This is a genomic window from Roseiterribacter gracilis (assembly GCA_018332375.1).
Taxonomy (GTDB): Bacteria; Pseudomonadota; Alphaproteobacteria; order BOG-932; family Roseiterribacteraceae; genus Roseiterribacter; species Roseiterribacter gracilis.
The window spans coordinates 3,692,887-3,711,474 of sequence record BOPV01000001.1 but is presented as its reverse complement, the minus strand read 5'-3'; the positions used below and the strand labels follow the sequence as shown (position 1 = coordinate 3,711,474).

General features: G+C 62.7%; 15 protein-coding genes. 10 read left to right on the top strand and 5 right to left on the bottom strand.

Annotated elements, in window-relative coordinates; genetic code table 11:
• Window positions 1-157 precede the first annotated feature (157 nt).
• The 3 genes from TMPK1_RS18485 (at window position 158) to TMPK1_RS18475 (ending at window position 5,526) form a co-directional block, all read left to right on the top strand.
• The gene (locus TMPK1_RS18485) at window positions 158-2,224 is read left to right on the top strand and encodes an ATP-binding protein (protein ID WP_420244902.1); all 2,067 of its coding nucleotides are present in this window, start codon (window positions 158-160) and stop codon (window positions 2,222-2,224) included.
• Between the two features lie 125 nt (window positions 2,225-2,349).
• Window positions 2,350-4,296, top strand: a complete 1,947-nt coding sequence (locus TMPK1_RS18480; protein WP_420244901.1) for an OPT family oligopeptide transporter — start codon at window positions 2,350-2,352, stop codon at window positions 4,294-4,296.
• A gap of 120 nt (window positions 4,297-4,416) precedes the next feature.
• A complete protein-coding gene (locus tag TMPK1_RS18475; protein ID WP_420244900.1) occupies window positions 4,417-5,526 on the top strand; it encodes a hypothetical protein in 1,110 nt (369 codons plus the stop codon).
• Between the two features lie 14 nt (window positions 5,527-5,540).
• Here the strand turns inward: TMPK1_RS18475 and TMPK1_RS18470 are convergent, their stop codons facing one another.
• From TMPK1_RS18470 to TMPK1_RS18460, 3 genes are all read right to left on the bottom strand, one after another.
• On the bottom strand, window positions 5,541-6,314 hold the full coding sequence (locus TMPK1_RS18470) for an ABC transporter ATP-binding protein (RefSeq protein WP_420244899.1): 774 nt from the start codon (window positions 6,312-6,314) through the stop codon (window positions 5,541-5,543).
• Between the two features lie 76 nt (window positions 6,315-6,390).
• On the bottom strand, window positions 6,391-7,134 hold the full coding sequence (locus tag TMPK1_RS18465) for an ABC transporter permease (protein ID WP_420244898.1): 744 nt from the start codon (window positions 7,132-7,134) through the stop codon (window positions 6,391-6,393).
• Window positions 7,135-7,263: 129 nt separating this feature from the next.
• Window positions 7,264-8,289 (bottom strand): ABC transporter substrate-binding protein, encoded by a 1,026-nt coding sequence (locus TMPK1_RS18460; protein ID WP_420244896.1) that lies wholly within the window; start codon window positions 8,287-8,289, stop codon window positions 7,264-7,266.
• A 199-nt stretch (window positions 8,290-8,488) separates the two neighbouring features.
• Here TMPK1_RS18460 and TMPK1_RS18455 point away from each other — a divergent pair, with 199 nt between their 5' ends.
• The 5 genes from TMPK1_RS18455 (at window position 8,489) to TMPK1_RS18435 (ending at window position 12,969) form a co-directional block, all read left to right on the top strand.
• Window positions 8,489-8,800: a hypothetical protein gene (locus tag TMPK1_RS18455; RefSeq protein WP_420244894.1), complete on the top strand. Its 312-nt coding sequence runs from the start codon at window positions 8,489-8,491 to the stop codon at window positions 8,798-8,800.
• Between the two features lie 244 nt (window positions 8,801-9,044).
• The gene (locus TMPK1_RS18450; protein ID WP_420244893.1) at window positions 9,045-10,025 is read left to right on the top strand and encodes a hypothetical protein; all 981 of its coding nucleotides are present in this window, start codon (window positions 9,045-9,047) and stop codon (window positions 10,023-10,025) included.
• Window positions 10,026-10,040: 15 nt separating this feature from the next.
• On the top strand, window positions 10,041-10,442 hold the full coding sequence (locus tag TMPK1_RS18445; RefSeq protein ID WP_420244891.1) for a hypothetical protein: 402 nt from the start codon (window positions 10,041-10,043) through the stop codon (window positions 10,440-10,442).
• Complete coding sequence (locus tag TMPK1_RS18440) at window positions 10,442-11,542, top strand: hypothetical protein (RefSeq protein WP_420244890.1); 1,101 nt, start codon at window positions 10,442-10,444, stop codon at window positions 11,540-11,542. The genes TMPK1_RS18445 and TMPK1_RS18440 overlap by 1 nt, the downstream gene beginning before the upstream one ends.
• A gap of 443 nt (window positions 11,543-11,985) precedes the next feature.
• The gene (locus tag TMPK1_RS18435) at window positions 11,986-12,969 is read left to right on the top strand and encodes a DUF4214 domain-containing protein (RefSeq protein ID WP_420244888.1); all 984 of its coding nucleotides are present in this window, start codon (window positions 11,986-11,988) and stop codon (window positions 12,967-12,969) included.
• Between the two features lie 24 nt (window positions 12,970-12,993).
• Here TMPK1_RS18435 and TMPK1_RS18430 read toward each other — a convergent pair whose 3' ends face one another.
• Window positions 12,994-13,395, bottom strand: coding sequence for a hypothetical protein (locus TMPK1_RS18430; protein ID WP_420244886.1), 402 nt, complete (start codon window positions 13,393-13,395; stop codon window positions 12,994-12,996).
• Between the two features lie 63 nt (window positions 13,396-13,458).
• On the opposite strand from TMPK1_RS18430, the gene TMPK1_RS18425 reads away from it, so the two are divergent.
• Both TMPK1_RS18425 and TMPK1_RS18420 read left to right on the top strand, forming a co-directional pair.
• A complete protein-coding gene (locus tag TMPK1_RS18425; RefSeq protein WP_420244885.1) occupies window positions 13,459-15,306 on the top strand; it encodes a type I secretion system permease/ATPase in 1,848 nt (615 codons plus the stop codon).
• Window positions 15,303-16,742, top strand: a complete 1,440-nt coding sequence (locus TMPK1_RS18420; protein WP_420244884.1) for an HlyD family type I secretion periplasmic adaptor subunit — start codon at window positions 15,303-15,305, stop codon at window positions 16,740-16,742. Before TMPK1_RS18425 ends, TMPK1_RS18420 begins: the two co-directional genes overlap by 4 nt.
• Before the next feature lie 25 nt (window positions 16,743-16,767).
• Here the strand turns inward: TMPK1_RS18420 and TMPK1_RS18415 are convergent, their stop codons facing one another.
• Window positions 16,768-18,510 carry a DUF4214 domain-containing protein gene (locus TMPK1_RS18415; protein WP_420244883.1) on the bottom strand — a complete coding sequence of 581 codons (1,743 nt, stop codon included), beginning with the start codon at window positions 18,508-18,510 and terminating at the stop codon, window positions 16,768-16,770.
• Between the last annotated feature and the right edge of the window lie 78 nt (window positions 18,511-18,588).

Below are 18,588 nucleotides of genomic sequence, written 5' to 3'. Positions count from 1 at the left end.
TGGCTACGGCCGCTAGACGAACCGCAGAGATCCAGGGACCCCGCCCGGCCGCGAATTAACCGATCATTGTCGCACCCCACGGTTTTCTCCCGTCGTGCAGCCTCCAGCCGACTCCCACGACTCCGAGGGCGCCCCGGTTCGCGGCGGTGCGCGGCTTTTGACCGCCGTCGCGGTTGCGGTGGTTTGGCTTGGCACGCTTGCCTTCATCGAATTCGATCGCCGCACCACGATGTCGGTTGCGCGCAGCACCGGCGAAAATCTGGCGCGCGTGTTTGCCGAACAAACTGCGCGCAGTTTCGACGGGCTGGACCGTGCGCTGCGCAGCCTGGTCAACGCGCTGGTGCAAGACCCGGACACCGACCTGCGCCGCGTCGGCCGCGCCGGCGAGATGTTGGGCGACGGGCTGATCATCCTGACCCATGCCGACGCCAACGGCGACGTACGCAACCGGCTGGGCGGCGGCGGTCCGATCGAAGGCCTGTCGGTGCGCGACCGGTCGTTCTTCGAGCCGCTCGCCAAGGGCGAAGCCGAGATGATCATCTCGCCGCCCTTCCGCACGCGCAGCGACGGGCGATGGATCATCGGCGTCGCACGCCGGATCGAACGCAACGGCAAGTTCGACGGCGTCGTCATCGCATCGGTCGACCCGCGCTACTTTCAGAAATTCTTCGAAACGCTGGATGTCGGCGAGCATGGCGCCGTGCTGCTTGCGCGCGAAGACGGGCTGATTCTGTCGCGCACGCGCCTGTCCGACGACATGCTGGAAGGCCGCGTGCGCAGCTCCGCCATCGCGGATCTGCAGCACGACCAAGTCGCCGGCTTCATGGATCGCGTCAGCACGATCGACGGCGTGCACCGCTTGGTCGCGTACCGGCGCGTCGATCGCGTGCCGTTGTTCGTCGCAGTCAGCCAGGCACGCGGCGAGATCCTGCAGCCTGTCGTTCGTCGCGCGCTGTTCTTGTTGTTCGGCGCCAGCGCGTTGAGCATTGCAATGCTGGCGCTGTTGGCACGCGCGCTGCGCGCCAACGAGCGTGCGGCCGCCAGCACGGCAGCGGCGCGACGAGCCGAGAGCAGGCTGCGCCTGGCGATCGAAACGCTGGGCGACGGATTCTTCCTGTTCGATGCCGAAGGGAAATTCGAACTGTGCAACGAACGCTATCGCGGCGTGATGGGATCGGCGGCCGACATCGTGCGCCCCGGCATGAAGTTTGACGAGTATCTGCGCGTCATGTGGGACGCCAACGTGCTGGATGTGCGCGGCAAGAGCTTTGAGGAATGGTCAGAGCGGCGCAAATTGCGCCCCAACGAACAAGGCCGCGTCTACGAACAGCGCATGGCTGACGGCAAGTGGATGTTGTGCGTCGATCAGCGCGGCGCCGACGGATCGATGGTCGGCGTGCGCACCGACATCACGGCGCTGAAACGCCGCGAAGAAGAATTGGAATCGGCGCGCGAAGCGCTGACCCGCCGCACACGTGAGTTGCGCCAGGCAAAGCGCGAAGCCGATCTGGCCAACGCCGCGCGCGGCGTGTTCCTGGCCAATATGAGTCACGAACTGCGCACGCCGCTGAATGCGATCATCGGCTTTGCCGATCTGATCCCGCTCTTTGCTGCGCAGAACGAACGGCTGGTCGCCTATGCCGGCCATATCCGCGATAGCGGTTTGCATCTTCTGTCGTTGATCGACGATTTGCTGGATCTGTCGAAGATCGATGCCGGCAAGCTCGATCTCAAACCCGAACTCTTGCCGCCGGACCGGCTGGTCGAAACCTGCCGCACCATGATGAGCGAGCTGGCGCAGCGCGCGCGCGTGCAGTTGGAGCTGACGGTCGAAGCCGATTGCCCGCCGCTGTTTGCCGACACACGCGCGGCCAAGCAGATGGCGCTGAACTTGCTGTCCAACGCGATCAAATTCACGCCGGTCGGCGGGCGGGTCGAATTGCGGCTGCGCGCGCATGCGAAGGGCGGCGTCGAGCTGGAAGTGGTCGACAACGGTGTCGGCATGACCGCCGACGAATTGGCGATTGCGCGCACACCGTTCGGCCAAGGCCGCGCAGCGCATCTCGTCGCGCAACGCGGCAGCGGGCTGGGGCTGGCGCTGGTCGAGCGTTTGATCGAGGCGCACGGCGGGCGGCTGGATCTGGAATCCGCACCCGGCGTCGGCACCACGGCGCGCCTGTGGTTCCCCGCCCACGCCAACGACACGAGTATGCGCGTCGCATAAGGCACGGCCGATCTTCGCCGTTTACCTCTCCGACGTTTCCGCCTTGCAGGAATCTGTCTAGCTTCGCGGCAAGCCAGAATCAGGGCTGGCAAGAAACAGGACCGTGGGGGACATCAGTGCGGGAAATGACGCTGCGGGGCCTGCTTCTGGGCGCCGCGATCACGGTCGTGTTTACAGCCGCCAACGTCTATCTCGGCCTTCGTGTCGGCACGACCGTGTCGTCGTCGATTTCCGCCGCGGTGATTTCGATGGCGATCCTGCGCTTCGCACCCGGCCACAACGTGCTCGAAAACAACATCGTGCAAACCGTTGCGTCGGCCGCCGGCACGTTGTCGTCGATCATCTTCGTGATGCCCGGCCTGTTGATGGTGGGACATTGGAACGGGTTTCCATTCTGGCTGTCGGCCGGCATCTGCGCCGTCGGCGGCATTCTGGGCGTCGCCTACACCGTGCCGCTGCGCCGCGCGATGGTGGTTGAAGGCGGGCTTCCTTATCCCGAAGGCGTCGCCGCGGCCGAAATTCTGCGCGCCGGCAGCACTGTGGAAGCCGATGGGCCGCGCGCAAAAAACGAACCCGGCGTCGTCGACATCGTGCGCGGCGCGATCGCGTCTGCCGCCTTCGGCATCGCATCGGGCGGCTTTCGTCTGATCTCGGAAGATGGGTTGCGCGCGTTCAAAATCGGCCCGGCGACCGGCATCGTCGGTTGCGGCTTTTCCTTCGCGCTACTGGGCGTCGGCTGGCTGATCAGCATCTCGGTCGGGCTGGCGATTTTGCTCGGCGTGGTGATCGCCTGGGGCGTCGCGGTGCCGATTTTGACCGTGCTGATTCCGACGCCCGACGGCACCGACCTGGCTGCGCACGCGGTCGGGCTGTGGCGCACGCGTGTGCGTTTCATCGGCGCCGGCACCATGACGGTCGCCGCAGTCTGGTCGCTGGTCGTGTTGGCCAAGCCGCTTGCGGACGGCGTGCGCGCTTCGCTGCGCGCGTTGGCTGAAACGCGCGCCGGTCGCGGCGATGCGGTGCCGCGCGTCGAGCGCGATCTGCCGTTCGACAAGGTGATGAAACTGGCGCTGGCGCTGGCGGTGCCGATGGCAGCGCTGTTCATCGTCTTCGTGCAGGACGCGTATGGCTTCACCCGTTGGGATCTGGTGATCGCAGCGATCCTGTTCAGCTTCATTCTCGGCCTGCTCGTCGCGGCCACGTGCGGCTACATGGCCGGCATCATCGGCAGCTCGCACAGTCCGATTTCCGGCATCGGCATCGTCGCGATGCTGGCGGTTGCACTGATGCTGTATCTGCTCGACGCGACGACCGGCGGCACCACGACCAAACCAGCCGTCGCCTTGGCGCTGTTCATCGTGTCGATGGTGTTGGCGATCGCGACGATCGCGAACGACAATCTGCAAGATCTGAAAACCGGGCAACTTGTCGGCGCGACGCCGTGGAAGCAGCAAGTTGCGCTGATGATCGGCGTCGTCGTCGGCGCCGCCGTCATTCCGCCAGTGCTGGATCTGCTGCACCAGGCCTACGGCTTCACCGGCGCGCTGCCGCGGCCCGACATGGATCCGCGCCAGGTGCTGGCAGCACCACAAGCGACGATCATTTCGTCGCTCGCAAAAGGCGTCCTCGGCGGCGAACTCGACTGGACCTATCTCAGCATCGGCTTTGCGATTGGCGTCGCGTTGATTCTGATCGACTCGCTGGGGCTGCGCCGGTTCGGCTTGCGCCTGCCCGTGCTCGCGGTTGGGCTTGGCATTTATCTCGCGCTGTCGACCACAACGCCGACTGTGATCGGTGCGGTGCTGGCGCATCTGGCGCGGCGGCACGCACGCCGCACGCGCGACGAGGCCGCGATGGCGCGCGCGGAACGGCGCGGCGTGCTGGTCGCATCGGGCTTGATCGTCGGCGAAAGCCTGATTGGTGTCGCGCTGGCCGCACTGATCGTCGGCAGCGGCAGCGCCGCCCCGCTCGCCCTCGCACCGGCCGGGTTTCAACCGACTGCCGAAGCACTGGGCCTGGTTGCCTTTTGCTTGTGCGGAACGCTGCTGTGGCGCGCGATGGCAAAGCGTTGATGCCCGCGTGACTAAAGCTGCATAGGATGTCCGCAGAGATTTGATCAAATCTCCGGTGGCATTTGTTCCTACCTATGCTAGGCAAGCGGTTCGGAGAAACCGTGATGCAGCGAACGTAGAATGCGCGATCCCAGCCTGGAGGCTGTTCTTACCTCGGGCTCGTCGCGCGTGTTCAACTGCGCTGCGGCGTTCGACCGGCTGCCCGAAGGTGTCGGCGCGCTGTTTCGTACTCGCCTGCTCAACGCATCGGTGCTGATCAAAGACACGCCGCCGCCCGACGTCGAGCTGCGCGCGGCTCCCGGCGATCGTCGCCGCCGCCGCATCGCGACCAAACTCTATTTGCCGTACGACACGCGCGACATCTATCTCGGCGGCGTCACCGTCTATTACGGCACCAAAGAGTTCGAGACGGCACTGACCGACATGCTCGATCTCAAGACGCCGGCGACGCGCGAAGCCTTCACGCTCGACTGTTACGTGCTGGACATGATCGACACGGTGCCGTCGGTGTCGCCGTTCCTGCTGCGCGACAAGTTCCGCATGAAGCGGATCCTGATCAACCAGGCCTATTACGACGTACCGGCCGAAGAATGGGTGGCGATCGACGGGTTCGTGCGATCGCAGTTGATGCGCATGGTGCGCTCGCTCTATCCCGGCGAAGGCGACAAGAGCGATCAATTCACCAAGCTGCTCGACCTGCTTTGGCATCTGGAAGATTGCGACGAGCTGCGCGCGCTAGGCCGCGTCTTCCGCATTCCGGAACAAGAAGTGCTGGACACGTTTTTCGCGTGGAAAGGCGTGATCTTCTACGGCTACGAACATGCGCGCCGCAAAGAAGCGATTCACAATCTGCTGCGCTGGCTGGAAGACACGAAGAAGCTGCTCGACCCGAAGCAGAAACGCGACGATGCGATCAAGACGCTGATCCTGCATCTGCTGGGCGCGCTGTCGACCGTGGTCGTCGACGTCGAGTCCAAATTGAATCTGTACCAGAACGCGTTCAACCAACTGTTTCTGAGCCAAGCTGACTACGCGCCGTTTCTGAAATTCCTCGAAGGCGCGCAGAGCTATTTCCAGTCGATCGGAATCGGCCTGGCACGGCTGGATCATCTGACGGAAATCTGGGAACGCGGCGGCGCAGACCGGCGGCGGCTTGCGATGCCAGATCGGGCCGAGCTGTTGCGCATTCTGGTCGATCACGGGCCTAGCGCCGACGCGATGGACGACTAGCCAAACGACCTAGGTCAGATCGTCCACTCTTCGATCGACTCTGCGAGATGCAGAGTCTGATCCGCCGCACGACGCAGTGCGCGTTCTTTGCGGCTGGAGCTGACGCGGCGGACCGCCGCCAACCGCGCGGGCGACCCTTCCAGCACGACGATGCGATCGGCGAGATAGCGCGCTTCTTCGACGTCGTGCGTCACAAACAGAACCGTGGCGCCCGAGGCCTGCCACAGCCGCACCAGCTCGTCCTGCATCTCGCGGCGCGTGATTGCATCGAGCGCCGCGAACGGCTCGTCCATCAGCAGAAAATCGGGCTCGATCGCCACGGCGCGCGCCAGCGCAACACGCTGCCGTTGCCCGCCCGACAATTGATGCGGCCAACGTTGCTCGAGACCGGCCAACCCAACCTGCGCCAGCGCCGCAGCGGCACGCTGGCGACGCTCTGCGCGCGGTATGTTGAGCGCTTCGAGACCGAACGCTGCATTGTCGATCGCGCGGCGCCACGGCAACAGGCGCGCGTCCTGGAACACAAAGCCGATCCGGCGCGCAGCACCGTCGACACGCGACGTCAGATGCACCTTGCCTTCTGAAGGCGGCAGCAAGCCCGCAACCACGCGCAGCAAAGTTGATTTGCCGGTGCCCGACGGACCAAGCACGCAAATGAATTCGCCCTGCTCGATCTCGAGATCGAGATGCTCGAAAATCGGCCGGCCGAGATCGTTGCCCTGCTTGTCGAAGGACAGGGCTAGATCTTCGAGGCGGATGATGGTGCGCGCGGGAAAGATCGTGCTCATGCGCGAGCCCCCGCGCAGGCGGGATTCAAACAAAAAGCGGATCGCGCGCACATTGCGACGAGGTCTGCAGCGATGTTCATGCGCGATACGCCAGGAGCGCTTTGCTGACGCGATTGAAGACGACGTCGGTCATTCCATACATCGCGGCAATCGTCAGCATGTAGACGAGCACGAGATCGGTCGCGAGCAAGCTCGATGCCTGCATCATGCGTTGACCCAGACCCGGCACGCCGAACAGCTCGGCCGCGACCACCGCCATCCAGGCTTGCCCCAGCGACGTGCGAATGCCCGCCAGAATGCCGGGCGTCGCGGCGGGCAGCACGACTTTGACCAGACGCTGCCGCCAGCCGCCGAAGCCGAACGCACGCGCCAATTCGATTTGATCGCGCTCGACGCCTTGCACGGCGGCCAAGGCGGCAAAGAACTCGATCCAGAACACGCCGATCGCGATGATGAAAATCGCACCGGCGGTCGACACGCCGAACCAGATGATCGCAAACGGGACCCAGGCCAGGCCCGGGATCGGACGCAGCACGCGCACGACCCAGGACAGGGTTTCATCGAGCGGTTTGAACAGACCGGCCAGCACGCCGACCGCAAGCCCCAACACGACGCCGATCAAAAGACCGATCGCGTAGTGCGACAGGCTGTTGCTGAGTGCAGCCGGCAGCGCGCCCGACTTCAATTCGCGCAGGAATGCGGCCGGCAACGACGACGGCGGCGGCAGCAGGATCGGGGTCAGCAGGCCAAGCTGCGGCACCGCCTCCCACAACAGGAAGAACAGCGCGAGCCCGAACAGCGCGCGGAGGGAAGAACGCATCAAGAGGGACTTTAGCCAAGTTCGTCATCCCCGCGAAGGCGGGGATCCAGGTGCCCACAAGAGGCAAGCGCAAGAAGCGAGAGCACGTTGCACCATGGGTCCCCACCTACGCGGGGACGAGCGCAAGTTCTATTTTTTCTGCTGGGCGCTCGCTTTCACGAACAGCGAGCGGTCGAACAGCTCTTCGATCGGGATGACCTTGTCGAGCACGCCCTGCTCTTTCTGAAAGCGCTGCATCTCGTCGGTCGAAGCGACGATGACTTGCGGGTCGGCGCCGAATTTCTGGTTGGGCGACTTGATCGCCGAAACCAACGTCTCTTCGTCGACGATGCCGCGGCCCAACGCTGCGCCCAGGCTGGGTGCGGCCGCTTTCGGATCGCTCTGCAGCAGCTGCGTCGCGCGGATGAAGTCATTGACCAGCGCCAGCGCCGCCGCCGGCTGCTTCGCCATGAAATCTTCGGTCAGCGCCAACACCGAACCAGGCTGCGCCGGGAACATGCCGGCACCCGACACGACGACGCGCGCGTTGGGGTCGCGCTTCTGCACGATCGTCACGGCAGGCTCGCGGATCGTGCCGGCGTCGACGGCGCCGGCCAGCAAAGCCTGCTGTGTCGCGTCGATGCCCATCGGCACGATTTCGACTTTGCTGAGATCGATTCCGGCGACTTTGACCAGCCAATAGAGCAGCACCGTCTGCGGCACCGATCCGGCCGGCTGCGTCGAGATCTTGATCTTCTTGCCGGCGGCAGCGGCTTCTTCGATCACCTGCTTCGGCGTCTTGCCCGCAGCGACGGCTTTCGCGAACGAGCCGCCTGCAACCAGCACCAGCTCTTCCGTCGCAAGCGCGGCGACGACTTTGACTTTGATGCCCTTGCCGCGCGCGACCAGCAGCGGTCCAACGCCGCCGACATAGGCTTCGAGCGTGCCCGACGCGAGCGCCTGGATCATGTTCGGCCCGCTGTCGAACTGCGTCGTCGTCAGCGCGATGTTGTTCTGCTTCGCCCAACCCTGCTGATCGACGACGAACAGCTGGCCCGACCCCAGCACCGGGATATAGCCGGCGCGCACCCGCACCGGATCGGCGGCAGACGCGGAACTGGCCGACAACGCGGCGGCGGCAAACAGGGCGATCGCGGCAAAGCCAAGACGGCGCATCGGACTCTCCTTGGGGGTAGCGCGGGGAAGAGGCTCGCGCCAACCTGTCTTGTCAACTAGCTCAGCTGTGAATTCCGTCCATATTACAGATACAGAACTGTGATCTGTGACCATTCGGTACGGCGGTGACAAGCCGGTGACCTGCTCTTCCGAACGCCTGCTCGCGTGTTCATGTCCTTGAGCGAGGAGGACTCACATCATGCGTATCACGACCCGAACCACGCTCGCTGCCTTGGCCGGCCTGGTCGGTCTGGCAGCGATCTCTACGGCGACCCCGGCTGCGGCTGACGAATGGCATGGCCGCGGCCACGGTTGGGGCCATCATCGCGACGGCGTCGTCGTGGTGAGCCGCCCGGCCTATTACGGCTACGGTTACGGCTATCGTCCGTATTACGTCGCGCCGCGTCCCGTCTATGTCGAGCCGCGCTATTACGCGCCGGCGCCGATCTACGCACCGCCGCCCGTCTATTACGGACCGCCGTCGATCAGCCTGACATTGCCGTTGCGCTAATCGTACGTAGCAACAAACAAGAGCGGCGCAGTCTGAAAGGGCTGCGCCGTTTTTGTTGCACGCAAAAGATTCAAATGCGCGCAACTACGCGTTCGCACAGGAATCGCCGAGTGTATGTGCGAACGCGGAGCGCGCCTAGATCTGCAATTCCTGTTTCAACAAAAATCTGCAATTACGAGTCTTCGCGATAGACTCTTCTGGAATCGCTTCCTACGGTCCGCGCCGCTCACCGTAGGAGAACGTCATGTCGACATCGACCTTCGTGCAAACGCAACGCACGACGCAGACCGTCACCGACTATTACGGCTTTCTCGACGGCGACATTGCGGTGTTGGCGCAAATCGGCGACGCGTTCGCGCCGCATGAACAAGCATCACCGAACATGACGGTCGCGCTCGATGCTGGCGTTATCGTGTCTGGCACGACCCTCACAGTCGTCGCGGCACAATCGAGCGCAACGATCACGGCACCGAGCAGCGATCCGCGTCTCGATCTTGTTGTCGTTGATCAGGCAGACGGCAGCATCAGTGTCGTCACCGGCACCGAAGCGCCAATGCCGTCGCTGCCCGCTTTGCCGGGTGGGAAAATTCCAGTTGCATCGATCGCACTTGCGACCAGCACGACAGCGATTACGAACGCGCTGATCCGTGACTTGCGCCCGCTGTGGCGGCAGGAAGCGCTGGCCGGCGGTACGTTGGTGCGCGGCCCGACCGGCCTGTCGCTGTCCAACACGGCTGTGACGCCGGGCTCGTACACACTGACCAATCTGACCGTCGATCAACAGGGCCGCATCACTGCCGCTTCGAGCGGCACCGCGGTGACACAGGTGAATACCGGCACCGGCTTGACCGGTGGTCCGATCACATCGACCGGCACGATCAGCTTGACCAATACCGGCGTGACGCCCGGCAGCTACACGCTGACCAACATCACGGTCGATGCCCAGGGCCGCATCACTGCGGCCAGCAGCGGAGCTGCGGTGCTGTCGTTCAATGGGCGCACTGGCACGGTGACGCTGACCTCGGGCGACGTGACGACGGGACTTGGCTTTGTTCCGGCGCCGATCAACAGCCCCGCCTTTACCGGTACGCCGACGGCACCGACACCCAGTCCCGGCGACAACAGCACCAACATCGCGACGACTGCCTTCGTGCAGAACGCGACAGCCTCCGCTGCGGGCGATGGCTCGGCCGCAGCTCTCTATCAACTTGGCTTGATGATGTAGGAGCGATCCAAACAGATGGCGACTTCACCCAACTACGCGGCAACGCCGACCGTCGGCGCTGCCATGCTCACTACCGGCGACACGTCGCGCACCGCGCCGTCGAATGTCGGTACGATCTTCACGCCGGGCTCGCTCGGCGGTTCGGTCGAACGCATCGTGATCCAACCGGTCGCGACGACGACCGCCAGCACAGTGCGCATCTTTCGCTATGACGGCTCGGCCTACCACCTCTATGCCGAAGTCGCGCTGCCAGCGCTGACTGCAACCGGCAGCGCGCCGGTGCCGAACCAGACGCTTGAAGCAGTCGACACACCCAACCTGATGCCGATCGCAATTCCTGCGAACTGGTCGTTGCGCGCAACCGTCAACGACACGCAGACCGGCGTGCAGATCCAAGCCGAAGGCGGGAGCTACTGATGCAGCGCGGACAGGTTGGTTTTCCGTATCCGACGGGAAAGAACGTCGTTCAGCAAGTCATCGTCTCTGCGTCTGCCGGTGATGTGCAAATCGGCCAAGGCGGTGCGACGACGTTCGGCAGCGGGCTATACCGGCTGTACACGACAAGCGGCACGTTTGTTGTCCCGCCGAACGTGAATCGCATTCGCGTGCGAGTCATTGGTGCCGGTGGATCCGGTGCAGTTGGTCCGTTCGACGGCACCGGAAGAGCGACTGGCGGCGGCGGCGGAGGCTTTGCGATGGGCACCTACGAAGTATCTGCCGGGACAAGTTTCAGCGTGACCGTCGGTGCGGGAGGCGCTGCAGTTCAAGCTTCAAGCTCTTCAGGCGCGACTGGCAATGCGGGCGGCACGAGTTCGTTTGGGTCGCTGCTTTCCGCGACCGGCGGCGCCGCCGGCCAGAAGTCCAGCAGCGGAACGGCTTCCGGCGCAGCTGGAGGCACAGGCACTGGCGGGCAGGTGAATTTCGCCGGTGGCGCATCCGGGCTTGCAAACCAAGACAGCACCGCGACCGGTGGCGGTGGCGCTGCGACGCAGCTCGGTCCCGGCGGCGCATCGGGTCCTTGTTCGGCTATTCAGACCTGTGCCTCAGGCGGCGGTGCTGTTGCGGGTGCGTCGAGTGCACCAACTCGAACTGGACTGTCGGCGTCGGGCGGCGCTGGCGCAGGCGGATCGTCAGTTTCTACATTCGGCGGTGCAGACGCACTTGGCGTATCCGTTGGCGCCTCAGGAAATACCGGCGTCGCTGGAGCAGTCAATCCGACCTCCACATTCTCGCGCTTTCTCACCGACGCGCTTACGGGCGGCGGCGGCGGGAGTTCACAGGTCGGAGGAAAGGGCGGGAACGGTGGCGGTGGTGGTGCCGGCTTTGGCGGCAACACGAATGGCTTCGGCGGGTTCGGCGGCCCATGTGGAGGTGGCGGTGGCTCGATGGGCAATACTGCGCTCGGCGGAGACGGTGGTCTCGGCGGCGGCGGCGGCGGCGGCGCCTGCTCGTCCGACAGCGTCAACGGAGGCACCAGCGGCCGCGGAGGCGATGGCTTAGTGGTCGTTGAATGGTGAACTGCGCGTCGCACAACGGCCGACATGGCCTAGTTCACAATCACTCCTCCGGCACCGTGCGTATGCGCAACGGTGCCAATCACCGATACAGCGAACGATCGCCGGCACCGCTTGCGATCGTTCGCAACATGTATGGCAGCACCAACACAAACCGAACGACTGCAAATACCGCGAGCGGAAAACGTAGCAACGATCGCATTGCACACGACGTCCTTGCGCCGTCGGCAAAAGCCGGTGCCGCGCCGCGCATGGCGCTCCACCCCGTCACTGCCACGCGGATGATCGTCGGGCGTTGCTGAACGATGCGCTAAGCGATCTCGTGTAAAGCGCTGTCGGTGGATTTAACACCTGTGCAAATGACATAAGCCGCGATCAAGGAATTCTGCGGCTGTCAAGTCTTTGGCCTGCGCATTGCTCTAAGCGCCTGCAGGAGGCGCACAGCAATGGCAACAGCACAAATTTTCAGTACGAAAGCCTGGTTCGACTTTCGTGGATTTACGTCGACGGGCGCAGAGCCGCAGACGGCGGTCCCCTATCTGCAAGCGAGCACGACCGAAGTTTTCGTGCAGTCGAAAGATCTCGCCAACAACGACGTCGTCGCACGTTGGACAGGCACGTTCCAGCTCGACGCGAACGGCATGCCGACCGGCGGATCGGTTACGCAGATCGACGTCTTCTCAAAGACCGGTGAAGCGCTGTGGGGCTATAGCGGCTTCACCGTATCGCTGAATCAACTCACCGTTGCTGCGACATCGAGTTCGCCTGGTTCGGTGTTCGTCTCGATCCTGAGTGGCAACGACGTGATCGCGGGCGGCGTGCGGAACGATGCGTTGAACGGATTCGCGGGCGACGACCTGCTGGTCGGCGGCCCAGGAAACGACATTATCGATGGCGGCATCGGCTGGAACACGGCAGTCTATACCGGCAACAAAGCCGACTATACGTGGCAGGCCGGCGACAACGGCGCAGTCCTTCTGACCGATTCGGCGACCAATCGCGACGGCACCGACATGCTGACCAATGTCGAGTTGCTGCAATTCAAAGACGGCGTGAAGTTTGTGCTGACCGGCGACGACGCACGCGTTGCGCGCTTGTATGGCGCCGCATTCGCACGCGCGCCTGATGTCGGCGGGCTACAATGGCAGATCGATAAAGGATTGCATGGCGGCCTGACCTTCATTCAGCTCGCCAACAATTTCCAACATAGCGCCGAATTCATCGCGCGCTACGGCCAGAACCAGACCGACGAGGACTATGTCTTCCAGCTCTACAAGAACGTGTTGGGGCGCGATCCGGATCCGGATGGGTACAAGTTCCAGCTCGATCACGTGAAGGCGGGCCTCGCGCGCGATCAGCTGCTGCTCAACTTCGCTGACTCAGCGGAAAACAAGCAGCATGTTCTGAGTGACTGGATGGTGATGGGCTGACCGAAGCCTCATTGAAGGTGAATGCTAGTTGCCGCGCCCGGGGAGCCATGCCTCGGGCGCGATCGTTTGTGCGCCCATCGACGTGTACGAACCCAGCAGTGAGCCGTCCGGCTGAATTCGGTACAGAACCAAGCCGGGCGCCGCAGTGGCGCCCACCGCCGCGTAGATGACGGCGAATGCATCCCCGTCGAGCAACCCAGTCCCGACATACCGCTCTTTGCCGACCTGCCAGGTAACCTTGTAGGTCGCCCCCGCCCGCTCGACGGTTGCGATGCCCTTGTAGGGCTGCTGCTGGCCGACAAGGCGGCCTTGCACCTCATACTGGCCAGCAATTGGCCGGTCAGCTGGGGCCGCGTCTGCCGAGGCGCAGGCCGCAAAGAGGACCGCACCGGCGAGGACGAAAGCCCGCCCGCGATTGAGATTCATGGTGCTCCTTGTGCATTAAGGGTCCGCGCCCGATATAGGCGCACGCAGGGCGCCTGCGCCAAGATGCGGCGATGGTTTTTTAACCATATTTCGCTCTACTGCGCTCACGACTTGGATGAGGGATTGCCGGTGGTAAATTTCGCGGCGTTGCGCGCGCAGCGGACCGTGCTCGAAGATGCGATTACCAAGTGCCGCGACGTGATCGCGCCGGTTTTCATCTTCAGCTTCTTCATCAATCTGCTGTTGTTCACTTCGCCGCTTTACATGCTGCAAGTGTACGATCGCGTGCTTGGAACGCAGAGCGTCGAAACATTGGTCTTCATTACGCTGCTTGTTGCGGTGTTGATGTTGACCATGACGGCGCTCGAGACGTTTCGCTCGCGCCTGCTAGTTCGGACTGGCATCCGCCTCGACCTTCTAACCAATGGCGGCATCTTCGAAGCAATTTTCCGCATGGCCATACGCGCGCCACATATGGGCGGCGCGCAAGCACTGCGCGACATGGATACGGTGCGCGAGTTCCTGACCGGCCCGGGCATCCTTGTGCTATGCGATGCGCCTTGGGCGCCCGTATTCATTGTTGTCTGTTTTATCATGCATCCATTGTTTGGTGCACTGACGCTCGCTGCGGCCATTGTTATTTTCACGCTCGCGGTGATGAACGAAGTCTACACGCGAAAGCCGCTGCAAGATGCGTCGCGCCTTTCAATCAAGAGCGCGTCCTTTGTTGCGAACTCAACGCGTAATGCCGAAGCCCTACGAGCAATGGGCATGATGAGCGGGGTCCGCCGCCTCTGGAAACTGCAGCACAACGAAGTATTGCGTATTCAAGCAGAAGCGAGTGACCGGTCCGGCACGGTGATGGCCGGATTGAAATTCGTCCGCATGTTTCTGCAATCGGCCATCCTTGGCCTCGGCGCTTATCTTGCGATCAAACAAGAGATTACGCCGGGTTCAATGATTGCGGCTTCAATCATTATGGGCCGTGCGCTGCAACCGATCGAGATGGCGGTTGGCAACTGGAAGAATTTCATCGGCGCCCGCGGCGCGTATGACCGCGTACGAGCCATGCTGCTGCAGTCGCCGGAGGAAGCAAAGCTGCTGGACCTACCGGCTCCCGAAGGCCGCATCACTGTGCAGAACGTTATTGCTTCAGCGCCTGGCGGCCAGACCGCCATTCTCCGCGGCGTAAGCTTCGTCGTAGAGCCAGGTGAGCTCATTGGCGTTATCGGACCGAGCGCAGCCGGCAAATCGACTCTGGCGCGCGTGCTGCTAGGTATCTGGCCCGCAGCAAGTGGCAGCGTCCGTATTGACGGCGCAGAGATGAAGCAGTGGGATCCAGAGCGACTAGGTAAATTCGTCGGTTATCTGCCGCAGGACATCGAGTTGTTCGATGGCACTATCGCCGACAATATCGCGCGTTTCGAAGACGGTGCAGATCCGGAGAAGATCGTGCGTGCAGCGCAGATGGCCGGCGTGCATGACATGATTACGTCATTTAAAGACGGCTACAACACGCAGATCGGCATTGGTGGCCAATCGCTATCCGGCGGCCAACGCCAGCGTGTGGGCTTGGCGCGCGCGCTTTATGGCGATCCGCGTTATCTGGTGCTGGACGAACCGAATTCAAATCTCGATATCGAAGGCGAAGCCGCACTCGCCCGCGCATTACTCGAACTGAAAGCCAACGGCGCCACCATCATCGCGATGACGCACCGGCTGCAGCTTCTATCAGCCGTCGATAAAGTGTTGGTGATCAACGGTGGCGAAGTTCAGGCATTTGGGCCGCGCGACGCAGTGCTGGCACAGTATACGCGCCCACAAGTTGTCGCGCAGACGCCACCGCCCGCCCCGAACGATGACGATCCCACGAATGCGACAGCTACCGGGACACCGGATGCAAGCGCATGACCCTTTCTGCTCTGCCTGACACGCCTCGTAGACGTGGATCAAGACTCGTAGCCACATTGCGCCCGTGGTGGCCGAGCAACTTCACCGTCGAAGATCCTGTCGACGCTACGCTGGCCGGCTGGCTGCGCCCCCAACGATTTGTTACCTGGGGAGTCGGCTTGATCTTGGTCGTGTTCGGTTCGCTGGTGGCCTGGAATCTGACCGCGGATCTTGAACGCGGCGCGATCGGCGAAGGCACCGTGCAGTCGGAGTCCTATCGTAAAATCGTCTCGAGCCACTATGCAGCGTTGGTCCAGCAGATCAACGTACGCGAAAATCAACACGTCGAAGCGGGCGAGCCGTTGCTAGTGCTCGATCCGACTGACAGTGAAGTGAACACTCGCATTCTCGAGCGAAAGCATTGGGCCGAACAGACTCATATTGCGCGCCTCGAGGCGATCCGCAGCGGACAAGAAGCGATCACCTTCCCGAAGGATTTGCTCGACTTTGCTGCGCAAGATCCCGAAATCGCCGAAGCCGTCGGGGTCGCGCGCGCGACCTTTGCAGCTTCACGAAATAGTACGGCGGAACGGCTTGCGCAATTTCGCTCGCAGCAGCAACAAGCCGATCAATCGCTCGCCGGCCAGCGCGCCCAACGTGCGCAATTGGTGGCGCAACAAGCACTCTTCCAGAAAGAACTCGACGGCGTTAGATCGCTGCTTGACCAGGGACTGGAGCGTAAACCGAAGCTTCTCGAACTGCAGCGCAACAGCGCCGCTGTTGAGGGCAATATTGCGGCCATTGACGCCAACATTGCTCGCATCCAGATGCAGCGAAATGAATTGGAGTTGCGCGCCCAATCATTGATTGCTGACGAGCGCGACACGGCCAGCAGGCAACTTACCCAAGCTTGGGACGCCGATCTCGAATATACTGACCGGCTGAAAGCAGCACGCAACTTGATGTCGCTAACGGTGTTGCGCGCCCCACGAAGCGGCACAGTGCTAAATGTCAAAGTAAAGACCGTCGGCGCCGTCGTTCGGCCTGACGAAGCACTGGTCGAGATCGTCCCGGATCAAGACGCGCTTATGCTGCGCGTGATCGTCCCGCCACAGGACATCAGCGACGTCAAGCCGGGAACGGCCGCGCGTGTTTCGATCCATGGCGGCGGACGTGGATTGCGTCGTCTGAATGCGAACGTCATCAACGTTTCGCCCGACTTGGTCCCTAATCCGCGCTCGCTCGCCGGCACATACATTGCCGATGTTGAAATCGAACCAGATGCGTTGTCCGCCGATGCACGCAAGCGATTGCAACCCGGCATGTCGGCGACAGTGAAGCTAATTACCGGCCATCGGTCGGTCTGGACATACATGACCGAGGGCCTACTCGACGCGCTCCGTGGTCACCAAGCGCTGATGGAAGGAAAAGACTCTGCAGCCCGGAAGCCGGAATAGGCGCCGGGCTCCACTTCAAACCTGCTCAGACAACCAGCAGCCAGTCAGTCGTTCGCTGCGCGTGTTCTGGCGACGTGGCGAAGCCGATCAATATGTCGGCTCGGTCATGGCCAGCCGCCAGAAAATCGATCCAAAAGCTCTTGCCACCAGCATCGCTACCGCGCCCCAAGCTATTTACGTACATGCGCTCGACGAAGTCCGCGTCGCTTCCGGTGCCAAAGCGCGCTGCAAACTCTGCGCTATTGACGAAATTCTGTGCGAGATCGTGAAGCTTAAGCCCCGCGCTCCTCGCCGCGACCTGGACGTTGAGCCCTTCGATATCCGGCGTACGTCCCAACGCAGCGCTGTAGAGTCGCGCGACGTCCGCTTCGTTCTGCTGCAGCGTGAAGAGCGTCTTTTCCGAGAACTGCACATATTCGACGCCGACCAGGGTGACTTGCTTGCCAGGTGCAGCGCCGGGACCGTTGTCGAACGGCAATAGTCGAACGACGCCAGGATCTCCTTTTTCAATTCGATAGCTGGTCGAGAAGCCCGGCACCGCAACAAGATCGCGGCCTGCTTCGCCTTGAACGGTCACCCCGACTGTTCCAAGCGTCCGCACTTCGATCCGATCATTGCCGGCGCCCGCAAACACGAAGTCGTCGCCGCCGCTGACAACGATAAGGTCGGCACCATCCGTTCCGCGCAACGTCGCGTTCGGCGCCGCCACTTGCAGCGCCTGTGGAGCATCGAGCTTGCCGTCGATGATGTATCCCGACAGCGGACCGCCGCGCGCATCGATTTCGATGTAATAGGTCTGGCCCTTGACCGCCGCGAAGGTGATCGAACGGTCGGCGATGCTGGTCGTGCGCGACGACGCAACTTCGTGTGCGCCCGAATCCAGCACGACAAGATCAAGCGCGTTGCCGAGCCCGCGCAAGGACAATGTAACCGTTCCAGCGTCGACCGCGTCGAAGCGGAACCAATCCGTTGGATCGCTGTCTTGGCCGATGACTCCGAGCGCGCCGAGTGGAAGAAAGATCGGCTTGGCGGTTGCCTGCGAATTACCGGCATCGGCCGGCGAAACTGGCCAAAATCCCGACGGCGCGTCTCCAGCGATCTGCGCGGCGATCGAGGGCGCAAAGTCAGCCTGAATGCGCGTTGCGCGGTTGATCGAGAAACCGTCTGTATTTGAGATCACGCCGATGATGGACCGGGGCGACCCGTCGGCGGCGCGCGTGAAAACCGGACTTCCGCTTTGCCCGCCAAACACGTCGAGCGTACTGGTGAAATTCAGTGTCGATTGTGTTGACTGGTCGACCTGCGCAATGCCGATCCACTCGGTGCCGTACGGTTTGTCGCCCGGAAATCCAACCGTGGCAATCTGCTTCCCAGTGTACTGCGCGTCGGTTCCGCCGGCTGTGTAGTCATACCACCCGACAAGATCCCCAACGTTGCGATCGAGCGTAATGACCGCAATGTCGTGCAGGAAATTCTGCCCGGTGACCCAGATCGGATCAGCGAGCAATTTGGTTGCGAGACCGAATCCATATGGTTGCGCGACGCCGTCGCGTGCGGGAAATACGTAGACGGTCGACGCGTATCCCCCGTGAGCCGGGTCATACACGACGTGACCGGCCGTCAAGACATCGTTGCGCCCGATCATTGCGCCCGAGGCGCGCGAGGCCGATCCGTCGGGCCAGATTACCTCAATCTCAACGACCGCACGGTAATTGCCGCTTGCCGTTGGCGTAATTCGGACGCGATCGTCCTCACCAAGAATTGCCATGGCATGAGCCTAGCAGAGCGCGCGAGCGATATGACCTGCGCGCGACGGTCTCCGTGCGGCAATTGCTTTCCACGCGGC